The following is a 15990-nucleotide window of genomic DNA, read 5'->3' on the forward strand; positions in this document are numbered from 1 at the left end:
ATACCCGCGCCGCGACCGGCTTATGCCGTCGCGGCGTTTTGCCATTTAAACCACCGTCTATCGCAATGACGGTGCAGACACTACTTTTTAAGGAGCGCATTCATGGCTGTTGGTCTTGGTCCTTTGCCAACGTTGCACCCGGTTGCCGGTTTTGAACTCGGTATCGCCTCGGCCGGTATCAAGCGCCCGGGGCGCAAGGATGTCGTGGTCATGCGCTGTGCCGAAGGCTCCACGGTGGCGGGCGTGTTCACCCTGAACGCCTTTTGCGCCGCCCCTGTGATTCTGGCCAAGCAACGCGTGCAAGGCCCGGTGCGTTACCTGCTGACCAACACCGGCAATGCCAACGCCGGCACCGGCGAACCAGGCCTGGCTGCCGCCGAGCGCACCTGCGCCAAACTGGCTGAGCTGACTGGCGTCGATGCCAGCCTGGTGCTGCCGTACTCCACCGGTGTGATCGGCGAGCCATTGCCGGTCGAGAAAATCGAAGGCGCGCTGCAAGCGGCCCTCGATGATCTGTCGGTCAACAACTGGGAAGCCGCTGCCACCGGCATCATGACCACCGACACCCTGCCCAAGGGGGCCAGCCGCCAGTTCCAGCATGATGGCGTGACCATCACCGTCACCGGTATCAGCAAAGGCGCAGGCATGATCCGCCCGAACATGGCGACCATGCTCGGCTACATCGCCACCGACGCCAAAGTCTCCCGCGACGTGCTGCAAAACCTGCTGCTGGACGGCGCCAACAAGTCGTTCAACCGCATCACCATCGACGGCGATACCTCGACCAACGACTGCTGCATGCTGATCGCCACCGGTCAGGCGGCGTTGCCGGAAATCACCGAAGCGAGCGGTCCGCTGTTTGCCAAACTGAAACAAGCGGTGTTCGAAGTCTGCATGGACGTGGCCCAGGCGATCGTGCGTGACGGCGAAGGCGCGACCAAGTTCGTTACCGTTGAAGTCAACGGCGGCGGCAATCACCAGGAGTGCCTGGACGTCGGTTACACCGTGGCTCACTCGCCGCTGATCAAGACCGCGCTGTTCGCCTCCGACCCGAACTGGGGCCGCATTCTGGCCGCCGTGGGCCGTGCCGGCGTACCGAACCTGGACGTGAGCAAGATCGACGTGTTCCTCGGCGACGTGTGCATCGCCAGCCGTGGCGCTCGCTCCGCCACCTACACCGAAGCCCAGGGCGCTGCGGTGATGCAGCAGGAAGAGATCACCATCCGCATCGAGCTGGGTCGCGGCGATTGCAGCGAAACCATCTGGACGACCGACCTGTCCCACGAATACGTGAAGATCAACGCTGAGTATCGTACGTAAACCCATTGGGATCGTGTCGCGCCCATCGCGAGCAGGCTCGCTCCCACAGGAGATCTTCAGTGAACACAATAGGTGTGAACTGCAGGATCAAATGTGGGAGCGAGCCTGCTCGCGATGACGGTCTGTCAGTCACCACATAGACTGGTCTGTATTTCCTTCATAAAGGTCCCGAACATGAGCCTGCACCTGATCATCGGCGACAAACTGCATTCCTCCTGGTCCCTGCGCGCCGCACTGGCCCTCGACCTGACTGGCGCTTCCTACACCGAAGAATTGATCAAGCTGAACCAGCCGGACACCCGCGAGCGTCTGCTCAAGCATTCGCCGACCGGGAAAGTCCCGTTGCTGAAAACCGAGCACGGCACCATCGCCGATTCCCTGGCAATTGCCGAGTACCTGGCCGAACAATTCCCCGGTGCCGGCCTCTGGCCCAAAGACACCGCCGCCCGTGCCCAGGCGCGTTCGGCGTGCGCGCAGATGCACAGCGGTTTTTTCGCCATGCGCGGCAACATGCCGTTCGACCTGAGCCACAATGCGCCGTTGTCGCCGACCTCGCCTGAGGTTCAGGCTGAAATCGAGCGCATGCTGGCGTTGTGGGCTGAGTGTCGTGCTGTCGCGACTGAAACCGGCCCGTTCCTGTTTGGGGGCGCGACCCTGGCCGATGCGTTTTTTGCACCGATCGCCGTACGCCTGCGCACCTATCAGGTGAAGTTACCCGAGGTCGACGCGGCCTATGTCGAAACCATCTACCAATGGCCAGCCTTCAAGGGCTGGCAGAAGGCGGGTCTGGAGGAAATAGAGCGGTGAAACGAGTCCATGTAGCAGCTGCGGTTATCCGCGATAACAACGGCAAAATCCTCATCGCGCGCCGTGCCGATACCCAGCATCAGGGCGGCTTGTGGGAGTTCCCCGGCGGCAAGGTCGAGGATGACGAATCCGTCGAAACCGCCCTGGCCCGCGAGCTTCACGAAGAGTTGGGTATTGTGGTCAGCGCGGCGCGCCCACTGATCAAGGTCCGCCACGATTACCCGGACAAACAGGTGTTGCTGGATGTCTGGGAGGTCTCGGCGTTTACCGGCGAACCCCACGGCGCCGAAGGTCAGCCTTTGGCCTGGGTGACCGCGCGGGAGCTGGTGGACTATGAGTTCCCGGCCGCCAACCAGCCGATCGTCGCCGCTGCGCGCTTGCCCGGCGACTACCTGATCACCCCGGACGGCCTGGAAACCCCGGCCTTGCTGCGCGGTATTCAGAAGGCCATCGCTGGCGGCATCAAGTTGATTCAGTTGCGCGCGCCCAACGGCTACGACCCGCAATACCGCGATCTGGCGGTGGACGCGGCAGGGCTGTGTGCCGGCAAGGCGCAGTTGATGATCAAGGGGCCGTTTGAATGGCTAGGGGATTTCCCGTCCGCCGGTTGGCACATCACGTCGGCGCAGTTGCGCAAGTATGCGGCCGCGGGTCGCCCGCTGCCGGCGTCGCGCTGGTTGGCGGCGTCCTGCCACAACGCTGAAGAGCTGGCACTGGCCGAGCAGATGGGCGTGGACTTTGTGACGCTGTCGCCGGTGCAACCGACCCAGACGCACCCGGATGCTCAGCCATTGGGCTGGGAGCAGGCGTCGAGCTTGATCGAGGGCTTCAGCAAACCGGTGTTCTTGCTGGGTGGGGTTGGCCCGGCGGAGCGGCAGAAAGCCTGGGAAGCGGGCGCGCAGGGCGTGGCGGGGATTCGGGCGTTCTGGCCCGAGGTTTGATTCTGCTGTGTAGCCACTGGCCTCATCGCGAGCAGGCTCGCTCCCACATTGGATTTGTGTACACCTCGATCCACTGTGGGAGCGAGCCTGCTCGCGATGGCATCTTCGGACGCGCCGACTAAACCTCAGGTTTCGCCGCCGGCTGCCACAAAATCTCTGCAACCCCCTGACGCTTGGCAATCAACCGTGCCGCCACAAACAACAAATCCGACAACCGATTGATATACGCCAGGCCAACCCCGGCCAGCGGCTCGATCGCATTCAACTGCTGACAGCGCCGCTCGGCACTGCGCGCCAGGCAGCGGCATACGTGAGCCTGGGCAATCAATGCCGAACCGCCGGGCAGAATGAAGTTCTCCAGCGGTCCCAATTCTTCATTCCACACATCAATCGCCGCTTCCAGCCGTTCGATTTCTGCCGTGTTGAGGGCCTGATACACCGGCATCGCCAGCTCGCCACCCAGGTCGAACAACCGATGTTGGCAAGGCGCCAACACCTCGATCACTTCGTTCAACCCCGGATAGGCATTACTTTCCGTCGCCAAACCGGCCAGCAGCACCCCCACCTGGCTGTTCAGCGTATCGACTTCGCCAATGGCCTCGATGCGCGGATGGTCCTTGGGCACCCGGCGGCCATCACCGAGCCCGGTTTCGCCTTTGTCGCCAGTGCGGGTGTAAATCTTCGACAAGCGAAAGCCCATGGTTACCTCGACAGCTGATTGAGTTCTTGAGAGACCACCGGAGTGCCCGCCAACGGCAGGCGCAAGGTGAAACAGGTGCCTTGGCCCGGCGTCGATTGCACTTCCATCTGGCCCTTGTGATTGTTGGTGATGATGAAATACGAGACTGAAAGCCCAAGGCCGGTGCCCTGGCCGATTTCCTTGGTGGTGAAGAACGGTTCGAACGTGCGTTTGCGCACGCTCTCGCTCATGCCGATGCCGTTGTCTTCAACCTGAATTTCCGCCCAGGGCGGGTTCAGTTTTGTGCGCAGAATGATCCGCCCCGGTTCGCGGTCGTCGGTTCGTTGATGAATGGCTTGGGCGGCGTTTTTCAGCAGGTTGAGCAGCACCTGTTCCAGTTCGTTGGCGGTGCCGGGTACCGGGCCCAGCGCCGGATCGAACTGCCGAATGATCGCCTGGCCCTTGAAGTCGAAGCCGATGGCCAGGTCGAAGTCGTTGCCGGCGATTTCCACCGCTTGATCGATCAGCGCCGGCAAGTCGCACGGGGCCATTTGCCGGGTACTGCGGCGGCTGAAACTGAGCATGTGCGTCACGATTTTTGCTGCCCGGGCGCCGGCTTGTTGAATGCCATCGAGCAGCTTCGGCACTTCACGAGCTTGCAGGTACTGGTTGACCGTTTCCAGCTTGATGCCAAGTTGTTCGGCCTGTTCGAGGTTTTTCGGCAGCTCGGGTGACAGGCGTCGACGAATGTTCTGCACGTTGTGCAGGATCGCGCCCAGCGGATTGTTGATCTCGTGAGCCATACCGGCAGCGAGGCCGCCGACCGAGAGCATTTTTTCCGACTGCACCATCATTTCTTCCAGGGACAGACGCTGGGTGATGTCGTCGATCCGGATCACCACGCCGCGCCCGGCACCGCCCATTAACGGGTAGAACGTCAGGGCGTAATGTTTGGGTTCATCGTCCTTGAGCCAGGTAACGCGTTCGATCTTGGCCACCGTGTGCTGCTCGACGGTTTGTCTGAGCTGCGGCAGGAACGGTTTGAGCGGTTCGAAGGCAAGGAAGATCGGCTGGTTCAAGGCTTCGTCGAGGCGCGTGCCGGACAGGGCGCTGGCCTCCTGATTCCACTGAGTCACGTAGAGTTGCTCGTCGAGGGCGATCAGTGCCGACGGCATGGAGTCGATGATGCTGTTGAGGTAGTTCTGGAAACCGGTGAGTTTTTTCTCGATCTTGCTGCGCACCTGAACTTCCAGTTCCAGCTTGCGGTTGGTGTGACGGGTTTCTTCGGCCAGCCCCTGGGCCTGATCGTAAGCGGCCTGGGAATCGTCGCGGGCGCGCTTGAGTTGCTGTTCCCGGGCCTCGATGCGCGAGAGCATGGTGTTGAAGGCTTCGGCGAGGCTGCCGATTTCGTCATGGTTGCCGCGAGAGGCGCGCAGGGCGTAGTTCTCTTCCCGGGTGACTTGCCGGGACAGCTCTTCGAGCTGATGGATGGGCCGGGTAATCAGCCGTTTGATCTGCCGGGCAATCACCAGCCACAAGAGCACGCTGAAGATCAGAATCCCCAGGCTGGCGGTCAGGGTCCCGGTGTAGAACGCCATCGGCAATTCGCTGCTGGCCACCAGCAGCAAATGCCCTGGCGCGGTGCCGGGGCGGGGCAGGGTGATCACTTGATTGCTGCGAAATTCCGTGGCTTGCCAGGCGTCAAGGTGCCGGAATTGCTCCGGCAGGTTCAGTTTGTCGCCATGCTGCAACTGCGCCAGACGCACACCCTTGCCGTCATAGAGGGCCGCCGCACGCAGCGGCGTATAGCTGTTGAGTTCGTTGAGCAGGCGTTCGGCGGTTTGCGGCGACTTCAGGGCTTCGGAGACCAGGCTCGGGTTGGACACCAGTCGGCCGATGGTCTGCAGCGCTTGGGGCGCCATGCTTTCCTGGGAGATGTAATAGGCGGCGCTGATAAAGGTCAGGTTGGCGACCAGCAAAACGGTGGTCAACAGCACCAGCAGGGCGGCCAGCAATTTCTGGCCGACTGGAAGGTTTTCAAGGCGCTGGCGCAATGGCATCAGGTTCATCGCTGAAAAGGAACAAGTGGCCAGCGTAGCCGCTGCTCAGTCGCTGGGCAATCCAAGGCTGCGCAGATGGGCGATCAAGCGCTGCTGCAATTGAATGAGATGGGGCAGGTGCAACTGATGCCGCGACGCGACTTTACAGGCATGGCCCAACAGGTAACTGATTTCGGTGCGGCGTTGATTCGCGACGTCCTGGTACATCGAGGAGAAGTTGGCCGCGGTGGCCTGGATCACCCGCTCGACTTCCTCCCGGAGGTTTTCCGCCGCTGCGGGCTGGCCGCAACGCTCCAGCAGGTCGGTGAGCTCGGCGCACAGGGTGGCGACTTCGCAATGATGCTGCTGCAAACCGCCGTTGCGGCATTGGTGCAGCACGGTCAGCGGGTTGATCGCACAATTGAGCGCCAGCTTTCGCCACAACCTCGTGAGGATATCGGTGCTCCACTCATGGGGAATTGCGGCGGCGCTCAAGTCCTCCAGCCAGATCGGCGCCACCGGGTGGCCAGCATCCCCCAGCCAGGTGTAGCCATGGCCGGCGAACACCACACGCCAGTCGCCATCGCGAAACGCGCCTTCGGTGCTGGAAGCGAAGATGCAGCGCGCCTGAGGCACCAGCGCAGCAACCGCGTCCTGGCTGCCAAGGCCATTCTGCAAAAGAATCAGTTCGGCGTCAGGTGTCAGACGATGGGCGATCCGGGCCACGGCCGTTTCGGCGTCGTAGGCTTTGCAGGCCACCAGCAGGCGGCGGATCGGCTCATCGCAGTCGGCGGTTTCGCCGGGCACCGGATATCGCTGCGCTTCGCCGTGTTCGACCAGCGTCAACCCGCCCGCCGCCTGATAGGCCTGCAAGCGCACAGCATCGCGCAGGATCAGCCTGACCGGCACATCGGCCCGCGCCAGACGTGTGGCCCAAAGAGTGCCGAGGCTCCCGGCGCCCAAGACATGCCAAGGGGTGGACATCAGCTTTTTGCTCGGTTTGACGCAGGCATGTGAGGCTCGCAGTGTCGGTTGGAAAAGACCCGTTATAATGAGCCCGATTTTAACCGCAAGCCAAGCGCGCTCCATCGTTATCGAGCGTGCCTTTTTATTGGAGAGATTACATGCCGTCGTTCGACGTGGTATCCGAACTGGACAAACACGAAGTCACCAACGCGGTCGAGAACGCCGTCAAGGAACTCGATCGTCGTTATGACCTGAAAGGCAAAGGCACCTTCGAGTTCAAGGAAAAGGACTTGACCGTCAACCTGACCGCCGAAGCCGATTTCCAGCTCGAAGCGATGATCGAGATCCTCAAGCTGGCCCTGGTCAAGCGCAAGATCGACGTGCAGTGCCTTGAAGTCAAGGATGCCTACGCGTCGGGCAAGTTGATGAAGCAGGAAGCGGTCCTCAAGGAAGGCATCGACAAAGAGCTGGCGAAGAAAATCGTCGCTCACGTCAAAGACGCCAAGCTCAAGGTCCAGGCCGCCATCCAGGGCGAGCAGGTGCGTATCACCGGCAAAAAACGTGATGACTTGCAAGAAGCGATTGCTGCCCTGCGCGCCAAGACGTTCGACATGCCGCTGCAGTTCAACAACTTCCGCGACTGACTTTTCTAGCGGGAACCTCTCGGCGTTTTCGACGTCCGAGCCCCAAGCAACGGCAGAAATGATTGAACCTTATGGGTTCGGTCTTTCTGCCGCTCATTTTTCGCGTGCCGGGTAGCCGGAAATCAGGAGAAAGAAGATGGATTTGAATGCTGAAGTGGACAACCTGGTCAAGGCATCCCAAGCCTGGGTTCCGATGATCATGGAATACGGCAGCCGCGTGCTACTGGCGGTGATTACCCTGGCCATCGGTTGGTGGCTGATCAGCAAGGTCGCGCAAAAACTTGGCGGCCTGCTGGCATTGCGTAATGCCGACCTTGCGCTGCAAGGTTTCATCAGCAGTCTGGCCAACATCATTCTCAAGGTTTTGCTGATCGTCAGCGTAGCGTCGATGATCGGTGTGGAAACCACCTCCTTCGTCGCGGCCATCGGTGCCGCCGGCCTGGCGATCGGTTTGGCTTTGCAGGGCAGCCTGGCGAACTTCGCCGGCGGCGTGCTGATTCTGTTGTTCCGCCCGTTCCGTATTGGTGACTGGATCGAAGCCCAAGGTGTCGCCGGCACTGTCGACAGCATTCAGATCTTCCACACCGTGCTGCGTACCGGCGATAACAAAACCATCATCGTGCCCAACGGTAACTTGTCGAACGGCATCATCACCAATACCAACCGTCAACCCACCCGCAAAGTAGTGTTCGATGTGGGTGTGGATTACGAAGCGGACTTGCAGAAGGCTCGTGAAGTGTTGTTGGAACTGGCCAAAGATTCGCGCGTATTGGCAGATCCGGCACCTCAGGCAGTGGTTTCTATGCTGGGTGACAGTTCGATCACTCTTTCGCTTCGGGTCTGGGTAAAGACGGCGGATTACTGGGATGTGATGTTCATGTTTAACGAACAGTCCCGTGATCGTTTGAAGACTGCCGGCATCGATATTCCGTTTCCGCAGCGGGTTATCCGAGTGGTTCAGGAATCTGCGGTGCAGTGATTGTTTTTTGATCATGTCTGACTCTTTGGTCAGGCATGTTTCTCACGGATTTGATCGCTTTAACGCATTGTTCGTAGCCAACGAAAAAGGCCCATCCGAAGATGGGCCTTTTTTTATTACCGCGAACTAACTTTCTGCAATTACAGAATGTTGAGCGGGTAGTCGGTGATCAGGCGGAACTCAGAGATATCGCCTTCGCCTTCGTCAGCATTGGCGGTGTGCCATGCCTGACGGATGCGGAACGACAGATCTTTAGCCGGGCCGGATTGAACTACGTATTTAACTTCCACGTTGGTTTCGTGGTGTTTGCCGTCTGCACCGTACAGACCAGCGTAAGGGCTGCCTGCTGGAGTGTTGGTGCCATCGATGTCCCAACCTTTCACGTAACGGGTCATGAAGCTCAGACCAGGTACGCCGTATTCGGCCATTTTCAGGTCATAACGGGCTTGTACCGATTTCTCGCCAGGGGCGTTGAAGTCGGAGTACTGGATGGAGTTGGCGAGGAAGATCGAGTCGCCACCGCGGTTGTTTTTACCCACACCGATGTAGTCGAACGGGGTATCGCCGTTCACTTTCTGGAAGCCCAGGGTGAAGGTGTGCGCTTTCAGGAACGAGAAAGCAGCGGCCAGGGAGTAGGCGGTGTTGCTGATTTCGCCTGCTTTAGCGTTACCGGTGTCCTTGGTGTTGTAGATGTTACCGTCGAAGTTGATCGACTGATCGCCGCCCAGTGCGAGGGTGTAGTTCGCGTTGGCGTAGTACTGGTTCCAGACGTCTTCGAGCTTGGCACCGTAGAGCGAAACGCTCAGGTCTGGGGTAATGCCATACTTGCCGCCGAAGTAGTCGATGGAGTTGGCTTTCACGCCAGCGTAAGTAGCCCACAGGTCGCCGTCACGGGCGTTGCTGTCCTGGCTGGTTGCCGAGTAGAAGTGACCGCCTTCGAGGTCAAGGTCTTTGACTTCGCTGCTCTGCAGTTGGATACCGCTGGCAGTTTGGTGAAGGATACGGGAACCGCCAACAGCGAACACCGGAGAGGTGCTTGGCTGCATGTCGCCGATTTTCAGCTCGGTCTTGGAGATGCGGAACTTGGCGGCAGCGCCGGCTTTGCCCTGGCTATTGTTGACTTCGCCATCATTATCCACGGACATGTTACCGGTGCCGGCATATTTGTCGGAACCGTCCAGCTTAATGGCCAGTTGGCCCCAAGCTTCAACGCCAACACCGATCAGACCTTGGGTGTAGCCAGAGCTGAACATGCCCTGGATGCCCTGGGTCCAGTCTTTGTCGTCGGTTGCACCGTTTTTCTTGTTACGGTTGTAGTAGTAGTTGCGAACCAGCAAGTCGAGCTTGCTGTCTTCAACAAAACCTTTGGCTTCTGCCTGGTCACTTACGAAAGGTGCGGCTACTGCCAACTGAGTACTGGCTGCTGCTGCAACTGCCAGTGCGATCATGCTCCACTTCATCACGCGCATCGTGATTTGCTCCTTTGGTTTTAGAAGAGTACTGCCGTCCCACCTGTTTTATTATCTGGGCGGCTCTTTCTTTTTGTGTCGGCGCAAACTTATATCACGCCGACCCTATTGGCGATACTTGCGCATCTAACCTTTCAGCTTCTTTACGACCCTGTCGCAAATGGCTGGGTAGATGTCGCAAATTCACAGTCCCAATGCAACCGGATTGACAACTTCGGCGCTGTTTTCCAGGGCTTGAGCATCGGAAAAAAGAGTCCCTGGTGAAACGTTTGAATCTCCATTGGGCAACCCTGCCACTGTTTTTATTGGCCTTAAGGCTTCCACTTCCAGCGGACGCCTTATAGACGATGTGAGTGTGAATGCAACAAGCGTGCACAAACCAGAATTCTGTTGCTGTTTTTTTCTGTGGGCCTGCCTGTCGCTGTAAAAACCTCATGAAACCGGGGGGTTCAACCTCGTTTTGTTAAGACTTGACGCCACGTCTGGCATCGTGGTTATCACATCGAACCAGCGGGACGACAACCCAAAACGTTACCGGTTCACCCTGCAAGTGAGTAGTTAGCGGATGCTGACGCACTCAGCGTAGACGCGTTGTGCGGTTTTGGTGCAAAAAATTTTATTTGCTGTACCGAATTCACACAATGTCGTTCTGTAGCGGCTTCGAGCAGCGCGTTGTTTGTGGGTGGTTTCAGCATTTTTTGTGGGTCGTCGATACCAATTGGTGCGTCCTGGATCAAAATGTCCCATGCAGGGGCGCGGCCAAGAGGGCGGAGCCTGCGGTTCGCCGTGAAGCGCGTGGCGTTCGCAGGTATGCTGCCGTCCTGTCGCTTGGCGCTCCATCTTTGCGGATGAGCGCTAAGCTGAAAATGATGACCAGGCGGGAGTGCGCGCAGTGTTCGTTTTAGATTCACGACTTCAACAAGACACGTTACCGATCGGCGATTTCCCGCTCTGTCGGTTGCTGTTATCCAATGATTCGAACTACCCGTGGTTCATCCTTGTGCCACGCCGCGAGGATATCAGTGAGATATTTCAGTTGGATGTCCCAGATCAACAGCAGCTGTGGCAGGAAACGACCGCGCTGGCGGAAATGCTCAAGGACTCGTTCGACGCAGACAAATTGAACGTTGCGGCCCTGGGCAATGTCGTCAGTCAGTTGCACATGCATGTGATTGTGCGCAAGCGTGAGGACGCTGCCTGGCCAGCCCCGGTCTGGGGCAAATGTCCGGCCAAGCCATACAGCCCGGAGCAGATCGCGACGATTCGCGAACGGTTGCGTCTGGTATTGACCGATGATTTCACGTTTCTGGAGGGTTGAGTCATGAGCCTGGAAGAGCGGGTTACCGATCTGGAAAGTCAGTTGGCGTTTCAGGATGACACCATCCAGGCATTGAGTGATGTGCTGGCGACGCAGCAGCGCGCAGTGGAGCGCCTGCAACTGCAAATGGCGGCGCTGCTCAAGCGTCAGGAGGAAATGGTCGGCCAGTTCGAATCTTTCGAAGAGGAAGCGCCACCGCCGCATTACTGAGCCACATTAGTGAAGAGCAGGCCATAAAAAAACCGCGAGCAGCCTGGGCTGTTCGCGGTTTTTTTATGGCCTTGGAATCAGCGACGCGGCAGCGCGGCGATCACATCCTCGGCTTGCAGGCCCTTGTCACGATTCATGACAGAGAATTCCACACGCTGGCCTTCGACCAGAACACGGTGGCCTTCGCCGCGAATCGCCCGGAAGTGCACGAAAATATCATCACCGGAATCACGGGAAATAAAGCCGAAGCCTTTGGAAGTGTTGAACCACTTGACGGTGCCGGTATCGCGGTTGCTCATGTCATAGCTTGGCGAGGCGGCGGCCGGTGAAGATTTGTAGAAGCTGATGGCCAGGTGCAAAAGAACGGCGATCAGGGCAGCGACCAGACTGAACAGAACGGCAGGTTGACCGGCGATGACAGGCATCGGCGCGATCAGCGTCAGGGTTTGCAGGACGACAGCCAGAACCAGCAACGCGCTGACCAGGTTCTGCAGTTGATGACGCGGGCCTTTGTTCCAGTAAGGGATAACAGGAGCGAGGGTGAGGTTGAGCAGGCCGAAAAAGGCCAGGTACAGCGCATCGGGTTGTTGCAGGTAAGGTGCCGCTTCGGATCGCAGGCTAGGGATGAAGGACAGCAGCAAAGCTGCTGCGCCCATTAGCAGGTGGACGATTTTCAACATTTTGATTAACTCACGTTAAGACGGATCACAAGGAAGAGCTGATGGAGCACGGTTCGCTTCAGAACAATAAGAGGCGTTGGACACGTACCTGCTATCAGCCTATGCGCGGCCCCCGGAAAATAGGCGGCAGCGACACACTGCCTATTTAACAGCAAAGCCTGCGCCTACTCAAATCAGGCAGTCCGGCGGTGCTTCCTCCGACAGGTAGACGGATGACGCTTTGCTGAGTGTTGTTCGCGAGCTGTGTTTCTCGGATCTTTTGACTTCTCATTGAGGGACGCTGCATCAGTGTGCGTAGGAAAACGTCCGGTCTAGGACGTGCTCCATGATCGCTCCTCCGTTGTTGGCTTATCCTACGTTGATGGTCATAAAGTCATCTGGATATGCCGATGCGCCTGCGGTTTTATAAGGAAACGGAATATGACTCTTATAAGCAGCAAGGATGGCAAAGGAGTGTCAACGGTATGGTTCATGAAGACAGGAGAGGCGAGGGGAGGGTCGACCCACTCAAGGAGGTAAGGATTGATTCATTTGTCAGCGAATTCGATATGGGCCTGGCCCAACCCTTATCCCGATCAGTACGCTTGAATGGTTTTTCGACCTGTTTGCGGCTCGAGCAAATCTACTGGGATATTTTGGGTGACATGGCCAAGGTCAATTGCTGCTCGGTCAGTGCGCTGTTGTCCCATGTGGATCGCGAAGTGCATTTGCGTCATGGCGGGGTGAAGAACTTCACCGGGCTGGTGCGGGTTGTCTGCGTCGTGCACAGCCTGAAGGAGGGGAACTGCCTCGTCATGACTTAGCGATGGCGATGGATCGGGTAGCGTGTCGGTCTGTGCAGTCTTACGGCTGCACAGGCTGCATTTAATGGATATAATCCCGCTCTTTGCCGCAAAGCCCAGCATGCGCGGTAGCAATCTGATCGCCGAGACAACCCCCATGCCGATGTACGACTATCAATGTGCTTCCTGTGGTCATCAGTTGGAAGCCATTCAAAAGATCAGCGCAGCACCGCTGGTCGACTGCCCTGCCTGCCAGGCGCCAGAGCTTAAAAAGATGCTGTCCATGCCGGGTTTTCGCCTCAGCGGCACCGGTTGGTACGAAACCGACTTCAAGACCGGTTCCAAGAAAAATCTGGCCGGTGGCGACAAAGCTGACTAGGGCCTGGCGCCCGTATTGAACGACACGCGCGAGCTCTTGCATCATCTGACGCCTTTTAAGTGCGGTGGTGCGGCAAGGCCTCCAACCGAATTTCGAATTACGAGAAGTGAAACCACTACCATGATGCGCAGCCATTATTGCGGCCAACTGAACGAAAGCCTGGAAGGTCAGGAAGTTACCCTTTGCGGATGGGTCCACCGTCGCCGCGACCATGGCGGGGTGATTTTCCTCGATATCCGTGATCGTGATGGTCTGGCCCAGGTGGTGTTCGACCCGGACCGCGCTGAATCCTTCGCCGCCGCCGATCGCGTGCGCAGCGAATACGTGGTCAAGATCACCGGCAAGGTTCGCCTGCGTCCGGCCGGTGCCACCAACGCCAACATGGCGTCGGGCATGATCGAAGTGCTGGGCTACGAGCTTGAAGTGCTGAACGAAGCGGAAACCCCGCCGTTCCCGCTCAACGAGTTCTCCGACGTCGGCGAAGAAACCCGCCTGCGTTATCGCTTCCTCGACCTGCGTCGCCCTGAAATGCTCGAGAAGCTGCGTCTGCGTTCGCGCATGACCACCAGCATCCGTCGCTTCCTGGACGAGAACGGCTTCCTCGATGTCGAGACGCCGATTCTGACCCGCGCCACGCCAGAAGGCGCTCGCGACTACCTGGTGCCGAGCCGTACTCACGCCGGTAGCTTCTTCGCCTTGCCGCAATCGCCACAGCTGTTCAAGCAGCTGCTGATGGTTGCCGGCTTCGACCGTTACTACCAGATCGCCAAGTGCTTCCGCGACGAAGATCTTCGCGCTGACCGTCAGCCGGAATTCACCCAGATCGACATCGAGACCAGCTTCCTCGATGAAAAAGAGATCATGGGCATCACCGAACAAATGATCCGCAACCTGTTCAAGGAAGTGCTGGACCTGGAGTTCGGCGACTTCCCGCACATGACCTTCGAAGAGGCCATGCGTCGTTACGGTTCCGACAAGCCGGACCTGCGTAACCCGCTGGAACTGGTTGACGTTGCCGATCAGCTGAAAGAAGTCGATTTCAAGGTGTTCAGCGGCCCGGCCAACGACCCGAAATGCCGCGTTGCAGCTCTGCGCGTTCCAGGTGCGGCAAGCATGCCGCGCAAGCAGATCGACGACTACACCAAGTTCGTCGGCATCTACGGTGCCAAGGGCCTGGCGTACATCAAGGTCAACGAGCGCGCCAAAGGCGTCGAAGGCCTGCAGTCGCCAATCGTCAAGAACATCCCTGAAGCCAACCTCAACGTGATCCTCGATCGCGTCGGCGCTGTTGATGGTGACATCGTGTTCTTCGGTGCCGACAAAGCCAAGATCGTCAGCGAAGCCCTGGGCGCGCTGCGGATCAAGGTCGGTCACGATCTGAACCTGCTGACTTGCGAGTGGGCCCCGATGTGGGTCGTCGACTTCCCGATGTTCGAAGAGAACGACGACGGCAGCTTCACCGCGTTGCACCACCCGTTCACCGCGCCGAAGTGCACCCCGCAAGAACTGGAAGCCAACCCGGCGACCGCGCTGTCCCGTGCCTACGACATGGTATTGAACGGTACCGAGCTGGGTGGCGGTTCGATCCGTATCCACCGCAAGGAAATGCAACAGTCGGTGTTCCGTCTGCTGGGTATCAGCGAAGCGGAACAGGAAGAGAAATTCGGCTTCCTGCTCGACGCCCTGAAATACGGCGCGCCGCCGCACGGTGGCCTGGCCTTCGGTCTGGACCGTCTGGTGATGCTGATGACCGGCGCCCAGTCGATCCGTGAAGTGATCGCTTTCCCGAAAACCCAGAGCGCTGCCTGCGTCATGACTCAGGCACCGGGGCTGGTGGATGCCAAGGCATTGCGCGAACTGCACATTCGTCTGCGCGAAACGCCTAAAGCTGAGTAAGGCTGACCTTGCGGGCGCATCTTCGGATGCGCCCTTTCTTTATAGACAGGGTCGAGTTTTTTATTTGCCGGCTGGCGCATCATGGCGTAGCGGGCAATGTGTCAAAGATAATTCGGAGCGAGTTATGGCGGGTCATTCCAAGTGGGCGAACATCAAGCACCGCAAAGAACGTCAGGATGCCAAGAAGGGCAAGATTTTCACCAAGTGGATTCGTGAACTCACGGTTGCTGCCCGTCAGGGTGGCGGTGATCCAGGCTCCAACCCGCGTTTGCGTCTGGCGCTGGATAAAGCGCTGGGTGCGAACATGAGCCGCGACATCATCGACCGCGCAGTTGCCCGTGGTGCCGGTGCCGCGGACACCGACGACATGGTCGAGCTGACCTACGAAGGTTACGGCCCGGGCGGTGTGGCGGTGATGGTCGAATGCATGACCGACAACCGCAACCGCACCGCAGCGGCGGTTCGCCATGCGTTCAGCAAGTGCGGCGGCAACCTTGGTACCGACGGTTCGGTGGCCTACCTGTTCGAACGCAAGGGGCAGATTTCCTTTGCGCCAGGCATTGATGAAGATGCATTGATGGAGGCGGCCATGGAAGCCGACGCCGATGACGTGGTGACCCACGAAGACGGCTCCATCGACGTGTTCACTTCGTTCGCCGGCTTCTATTCCGTACGCAACGCTTTGGAGGCAGCAGGCTTCAAGGGCGATGACGCGGAAATCGTCATGCTGCCGACCACCAGTGCCGAACTGGACCTGGAAGGCGCCGAGAAGGTTCTGAAGTTGATCGACATGCTCGAAGACCTGGACGATGTGCAGAACGTGTATTCCAACGCCGACATTCCAGAGGCGGTGGCCGCACAGCTCGGTTGATGCATTGATA

General features: G+C 58.7%; 16 protein-coding genes. 11 read left to right on the forward strand and 5 right to left on the reverse strand.

The genetic code is table 11. The features are described 5' to 3' along the window. Nucleotides 1-102: 102 nt before the first annotated feature. The 3 genes from argJ to KGB14_RS27770 all read left to right on the forward strand — a co-directional run bounded on the left by argJ (nt 103) and on the right by KGB14_RS27770 (nt 3068). Entirely contained in the window at nt 103-1320 is a 1218-nt protein-coding gene (gene argJ / locus KGB14_RS27760; RefSeq protein WP_223490755.1) for a bifunctional glutamate N-acetyltransferase/amino-acid acetyltransferase ArgJ, read from the forward strand. Between the two features lie 174 nt (nt 1321-1494). Beyond that, entirely contained in the window at nt 1495-2127 is a 633-nt protein-coding gene (locus KGB14_RS27765) for a glutathione S-transferase family protein (RefSeq protein ID WP_223490757.1), read from the forward strand. Then, entirely contained in the window at nt 2124-3068 is a 945-nt protein-coding gene (locus tag KGB14_RS27770; RefSeq protein ID WP_223490759.1) for a Nudix family hydrolase, read from the forward strand. The genes KGB14_RS27765 and KGB14_RS27770 overlap by 4 nt, the downstream gene beginning before the upstream one ends. A gap of 118 nt (nt 3069-3186) precedes the next feature. On the opposite strand, the gene KGB14_RS27775 is transcribed toward KGB14_RS27770, so the two are convergent. The 3 genes from KGB14_RS27775 to KGB14_RS27785 are packed head-to-tail and all read right to left on the reverse strand — an operon-like array spanning nt 3187 to nt 6770. Next, nucleotides 3187-3768: a cob(I)yrinic acid a,c-diamide adenosyltransferase gene (locus tag KGB14_RS27775; protein ID WP_223490770.1), complete on the reverse strand. Its 582-nt coding sequence runs from the start codon at nt 3766-3768 to the stop codon at nt 3187-3189. Between the two features lie 2 nt (nt 3769-3770). Then, nucleotides 3771-5807: a HAMP domain-containing sensor histidine kinase gene (locus KGB14_RS27780; protein ID WP_223490778.1), complete on the reverse strand. Its 2037-nt coding sequence runs from the start codon at nt 5805-5807 to the stop codon at nt 3771-3773. A gap of 45 nt (nt 5808-5852) precedes the next feature. Then, on the reverse strand, nt 5853-6770 hold the full coding sequence (locus tag KGB14_RS27785; RefSeq protein WP_223490779.1) for a putative 2-dehydropantoate 2-reductase: 918 nt from the start codon (nt 6768-6770) through the stop codon (nt 5853-5855). A gap of 140 nt (nt 6771-6910) precedes the next feature. Here KGB14_RS27785 and KGB14_RS27790 point away from each other — a divergent pair, with 140 nt between their 5' ends. Both KGB14_RS27790 and KGB14_RS27795 read left to right on the forward strand, forming a co-directional pair. Continuing rightward, nucleotides 6911-7396, forward strand: a complete 486-nt coding sequence (locus tag KGB14_RS27790; RefSeq protein ID WP_007906601.1) for a YajQ family cyclic di-GMP-binding protein — start codon at nt 6911-6913, stop codon at nt 7394-7396. 136 nt (nt 7397-7532) lie between these two features. After that, nucleotides 7533-8375 (forward strand): mechanosensitive ion channel family protein, encoded by an 843-nt coding sequence (locus tag KGB14_RS27795; RefSeq protein WP_223490780.1) that lies wholly within the window; start codon nt 7533-7535, stop codon nt 8373-8375. Nucleotides 8376-8515: 140 nt separating this feature from the next. On the opposite strand, the gene KGB14_RS27800 is transcribed toward KGB14_RS27795, so the two are convergent. Next, nucleotides 8516-9844: an OprD family porin gene (locus KGB14_RS27800; RefSeq protein ID WP_223490781.1), complete on the reverse strand. Its 1329-nt coding sequence runs from the start codon at nt 9842-9844 to the stop codon at nt 8516-8518. An 892-nt stretch (nt 9845-10736) separates the two neighbouring features. Between KGB14_RS27800 and KGB14_RS27805 the strand changes: the two genes are divergently transcribed. Together KGB14_RS27805 and KGB14_RS27810 are read left to right on the forward strand one after the other, a co-directional pair. Beyond that, nucleotides 10737-11162 (forward strand): HIT domain-containing protein, encoded by a 426-nt coding sequence (locus KGB14_RS27805; RefSeq protein ID WP_223490782.1) that lies wholly within the window; start codon nt 10737-10739, stop codon nt 11160-11162. A 3-nt stretch (nt 11163-11165) separates the two neighbouring features. Continuing rightward, complete coding sequence (locus KGB14_RS27810) at nt 11166-11372, forward strand: SlyX family protein (RefSeq protein ID WP_007897047.1); 207 nt, start codon at nt 11166-11168, stop codon at nt 11370-11372. A gap of 77 nt (nt 11373-11449) precedes the next feature. Here the strand turns inward: KGB14_RS27810 and KGB14_RS28585 are convergent, their stop codons facing one another. Continuing rightward, nucleotides 11450-12052, reverse strand: a complete 603-nt coding sequence (locus KGB14_RS28585; protein ID WP_317851058.1) for a cold-shock protein — start codon at nt 12050-12052, stop codon at nt 11450-11452. A 464-nt stretch (nt 12053-12516) separates the two neighbouring features. Between KGB14_RS28585 and KGB14_RS27820 the strand changes: the two genes are divergently transcribed. The 4 genes from KGB14_RS27820 to KGB14_RS27835 all read left to right on the forward strand — a co-directional run bounded on the left by KGB14_RS27820 (nt 12517) and on the right by KGB14_RS27835 (nt 15980). Then, nucleotides 12517-12855, forward strand: coding sequence for a ribbon-helix-helix domain-containing protein (locus KGB14_RS27820; RefSeq protein WP_223491070.1), 339 nt, complete (start codon nt 12517-12519; stop codon nt 12853-12855). Between the two features lie 136 nt (nt 12856-12991). Next, nucleotides 12992-13213 carry an FmdB family zinc ribbon protein gene (locus KGB14_RS27825; RefSeq protein WP_010457489.1) on the forward strand — a complete coding sequence of 74 codons (222 nt, stop codon included), beginning with the start codon at nt 12992-12994 and terminating at the stop codon, nt 13211-13213. Nucleotides 13214-13333: 120 nt separating this feature from the next. After that, on the forward strand, nt 13334-15109 hold the full coding sequence (gene aspS / locus KGB14_RS27830) for an aspartate--tRNA ligase (RefSeq protein ID WP_223490783.1): 1776 nt from the start codon (nt 13334-13336) through the stop codon (nt 15107-15109). A 124-nt stretch (nt 15110-15233) separates the two neighbouring features. Then, entirely contained in the window at nt 15234-15980 is a 747-nt protein-coding gene (locus KGB14_RS27835) for a YebC/PmpR family DNA-binding transcriptional regulator (protein WP_223490784.1), read from the forward strand. The last annotated feature ends 10 nt before the right edge of the window (nt 15981-15990 follow it).

It is taken from the genome of Pseudomonas sp. A-RE-19 (assembly GCF_019956555.1).
GTDB lineage: Bacteria > Pseudomonadota > Gammaproteobacteria > Pseudomonadales > Pseudomonadaceae > Aquipseudomonas.

What these genes read in the sequence shown, in the direction of transcription:
- argJ (WP_223490755.1), top strand. Translation starts at nt 103, where the DNA reads ATGGCTGTTGGTCTTGGTCCTTTGCCAACGTTGCACCCGGTTGCCGGT.
- KGB14_RS27765 (WP_223490757.1), top strand. Translation starts at nt 1,495, where the DNA reads ATGAGCCTGCACCTGATCATCGGCGACAAACTGCATTCCTCCTGGTCC.
- KGB14_RS27775 (WP_223490770.1), bottom strand. Translation starts at nt 3,768, where the DNA reads ATGGGCTTTCGCTTGTCGAAGATTTACACCCGCACTGGCGACAAAGGC.
- KGB14_RS27780 (WP_223490778.1), bottom strand. Translation starts at nt 5,807, where the DNA reads ATGCCATTGCGCCAGCGCCTTGAAAACCTTCCAGTCGGCCAGAAATTG.
- KGB14_RS27785 (WP_223490779.1), bottom strand. Translation starts at nt 6,770, where the DNA reads ATGTCCACCCCTTGGCATGTCTTGGGCGCCGGGAGCCTCGGCACTCTT.
- KGB14_RS27790 (WP_007906601.1), top strand. Translation starts at nt 6,911, where the DNA reads ATGCCGTCGTTCGACGTGGTATCCGAACTGGACAAACACGAAGTCACC.
- KGB14_RS27795 (WP_223490780.1), top strand. Translation starts at nt 7,533, where the DNA reads ATGGATTTGAATGCTGAAGTGGACAACCTGGTCAAGGCATCCCAAGCC.
- KGB14_RS27800 (WP_223490781.1), bottom strand. Translation starts at nt 9,844, where the DNA reads ATGCGCGTGATGAAGTGGAGCATGATCGCACTGGCAGTTGCAGCAGCA.
- KGB14_RS27810 (WP_007897047.1), top strand. Translation starts at nt 11,166, where the DNA reads ATGAGCCTGGAAGAGCGGGTTACCGATCTGGAAAGTCAGTTGGCGTTT.
- KGB14_RS28585 (WP_317851058.1), bottom strand. Translation starts at nt 12,052, where the DNA reads ATGTTGAAAATCGTCCACCTGCTAATGGGCGCAGCAGCTTTGCTGCTG.
- KGB14_RS27820 (WP_223491070.1), top strand. Translation starts at nt 12,517, where the DNA reads ATGGTTCATGAAGACAGGAGAGGCGAGGGGAGGGTCGACCCACTCAAG.
- KGB14_RS27825 (WP_010457489.1), top strand. Translation starts at nt 12,992, where the DNA reads ATGCCGATGTACGACTATCAATGTGCTTCCTGTGGTCATCAGTTGGAA.
- aspS (WP_223490783.1), top strand. Translation starts at nt 13,334, where the DNA reads ATGATGCGCAGCCATTATTGCGGCCAACTGAACGAAAGCCTGGAAGGT.
- KGB14_RS27835 (WP_223490784.1), top strand. Translation starts at nt 15,234, where the DNA reads ATGGCGGGTCATTCCAAGTGGGCGAACATCAAGCACCGCAAAGAACGT.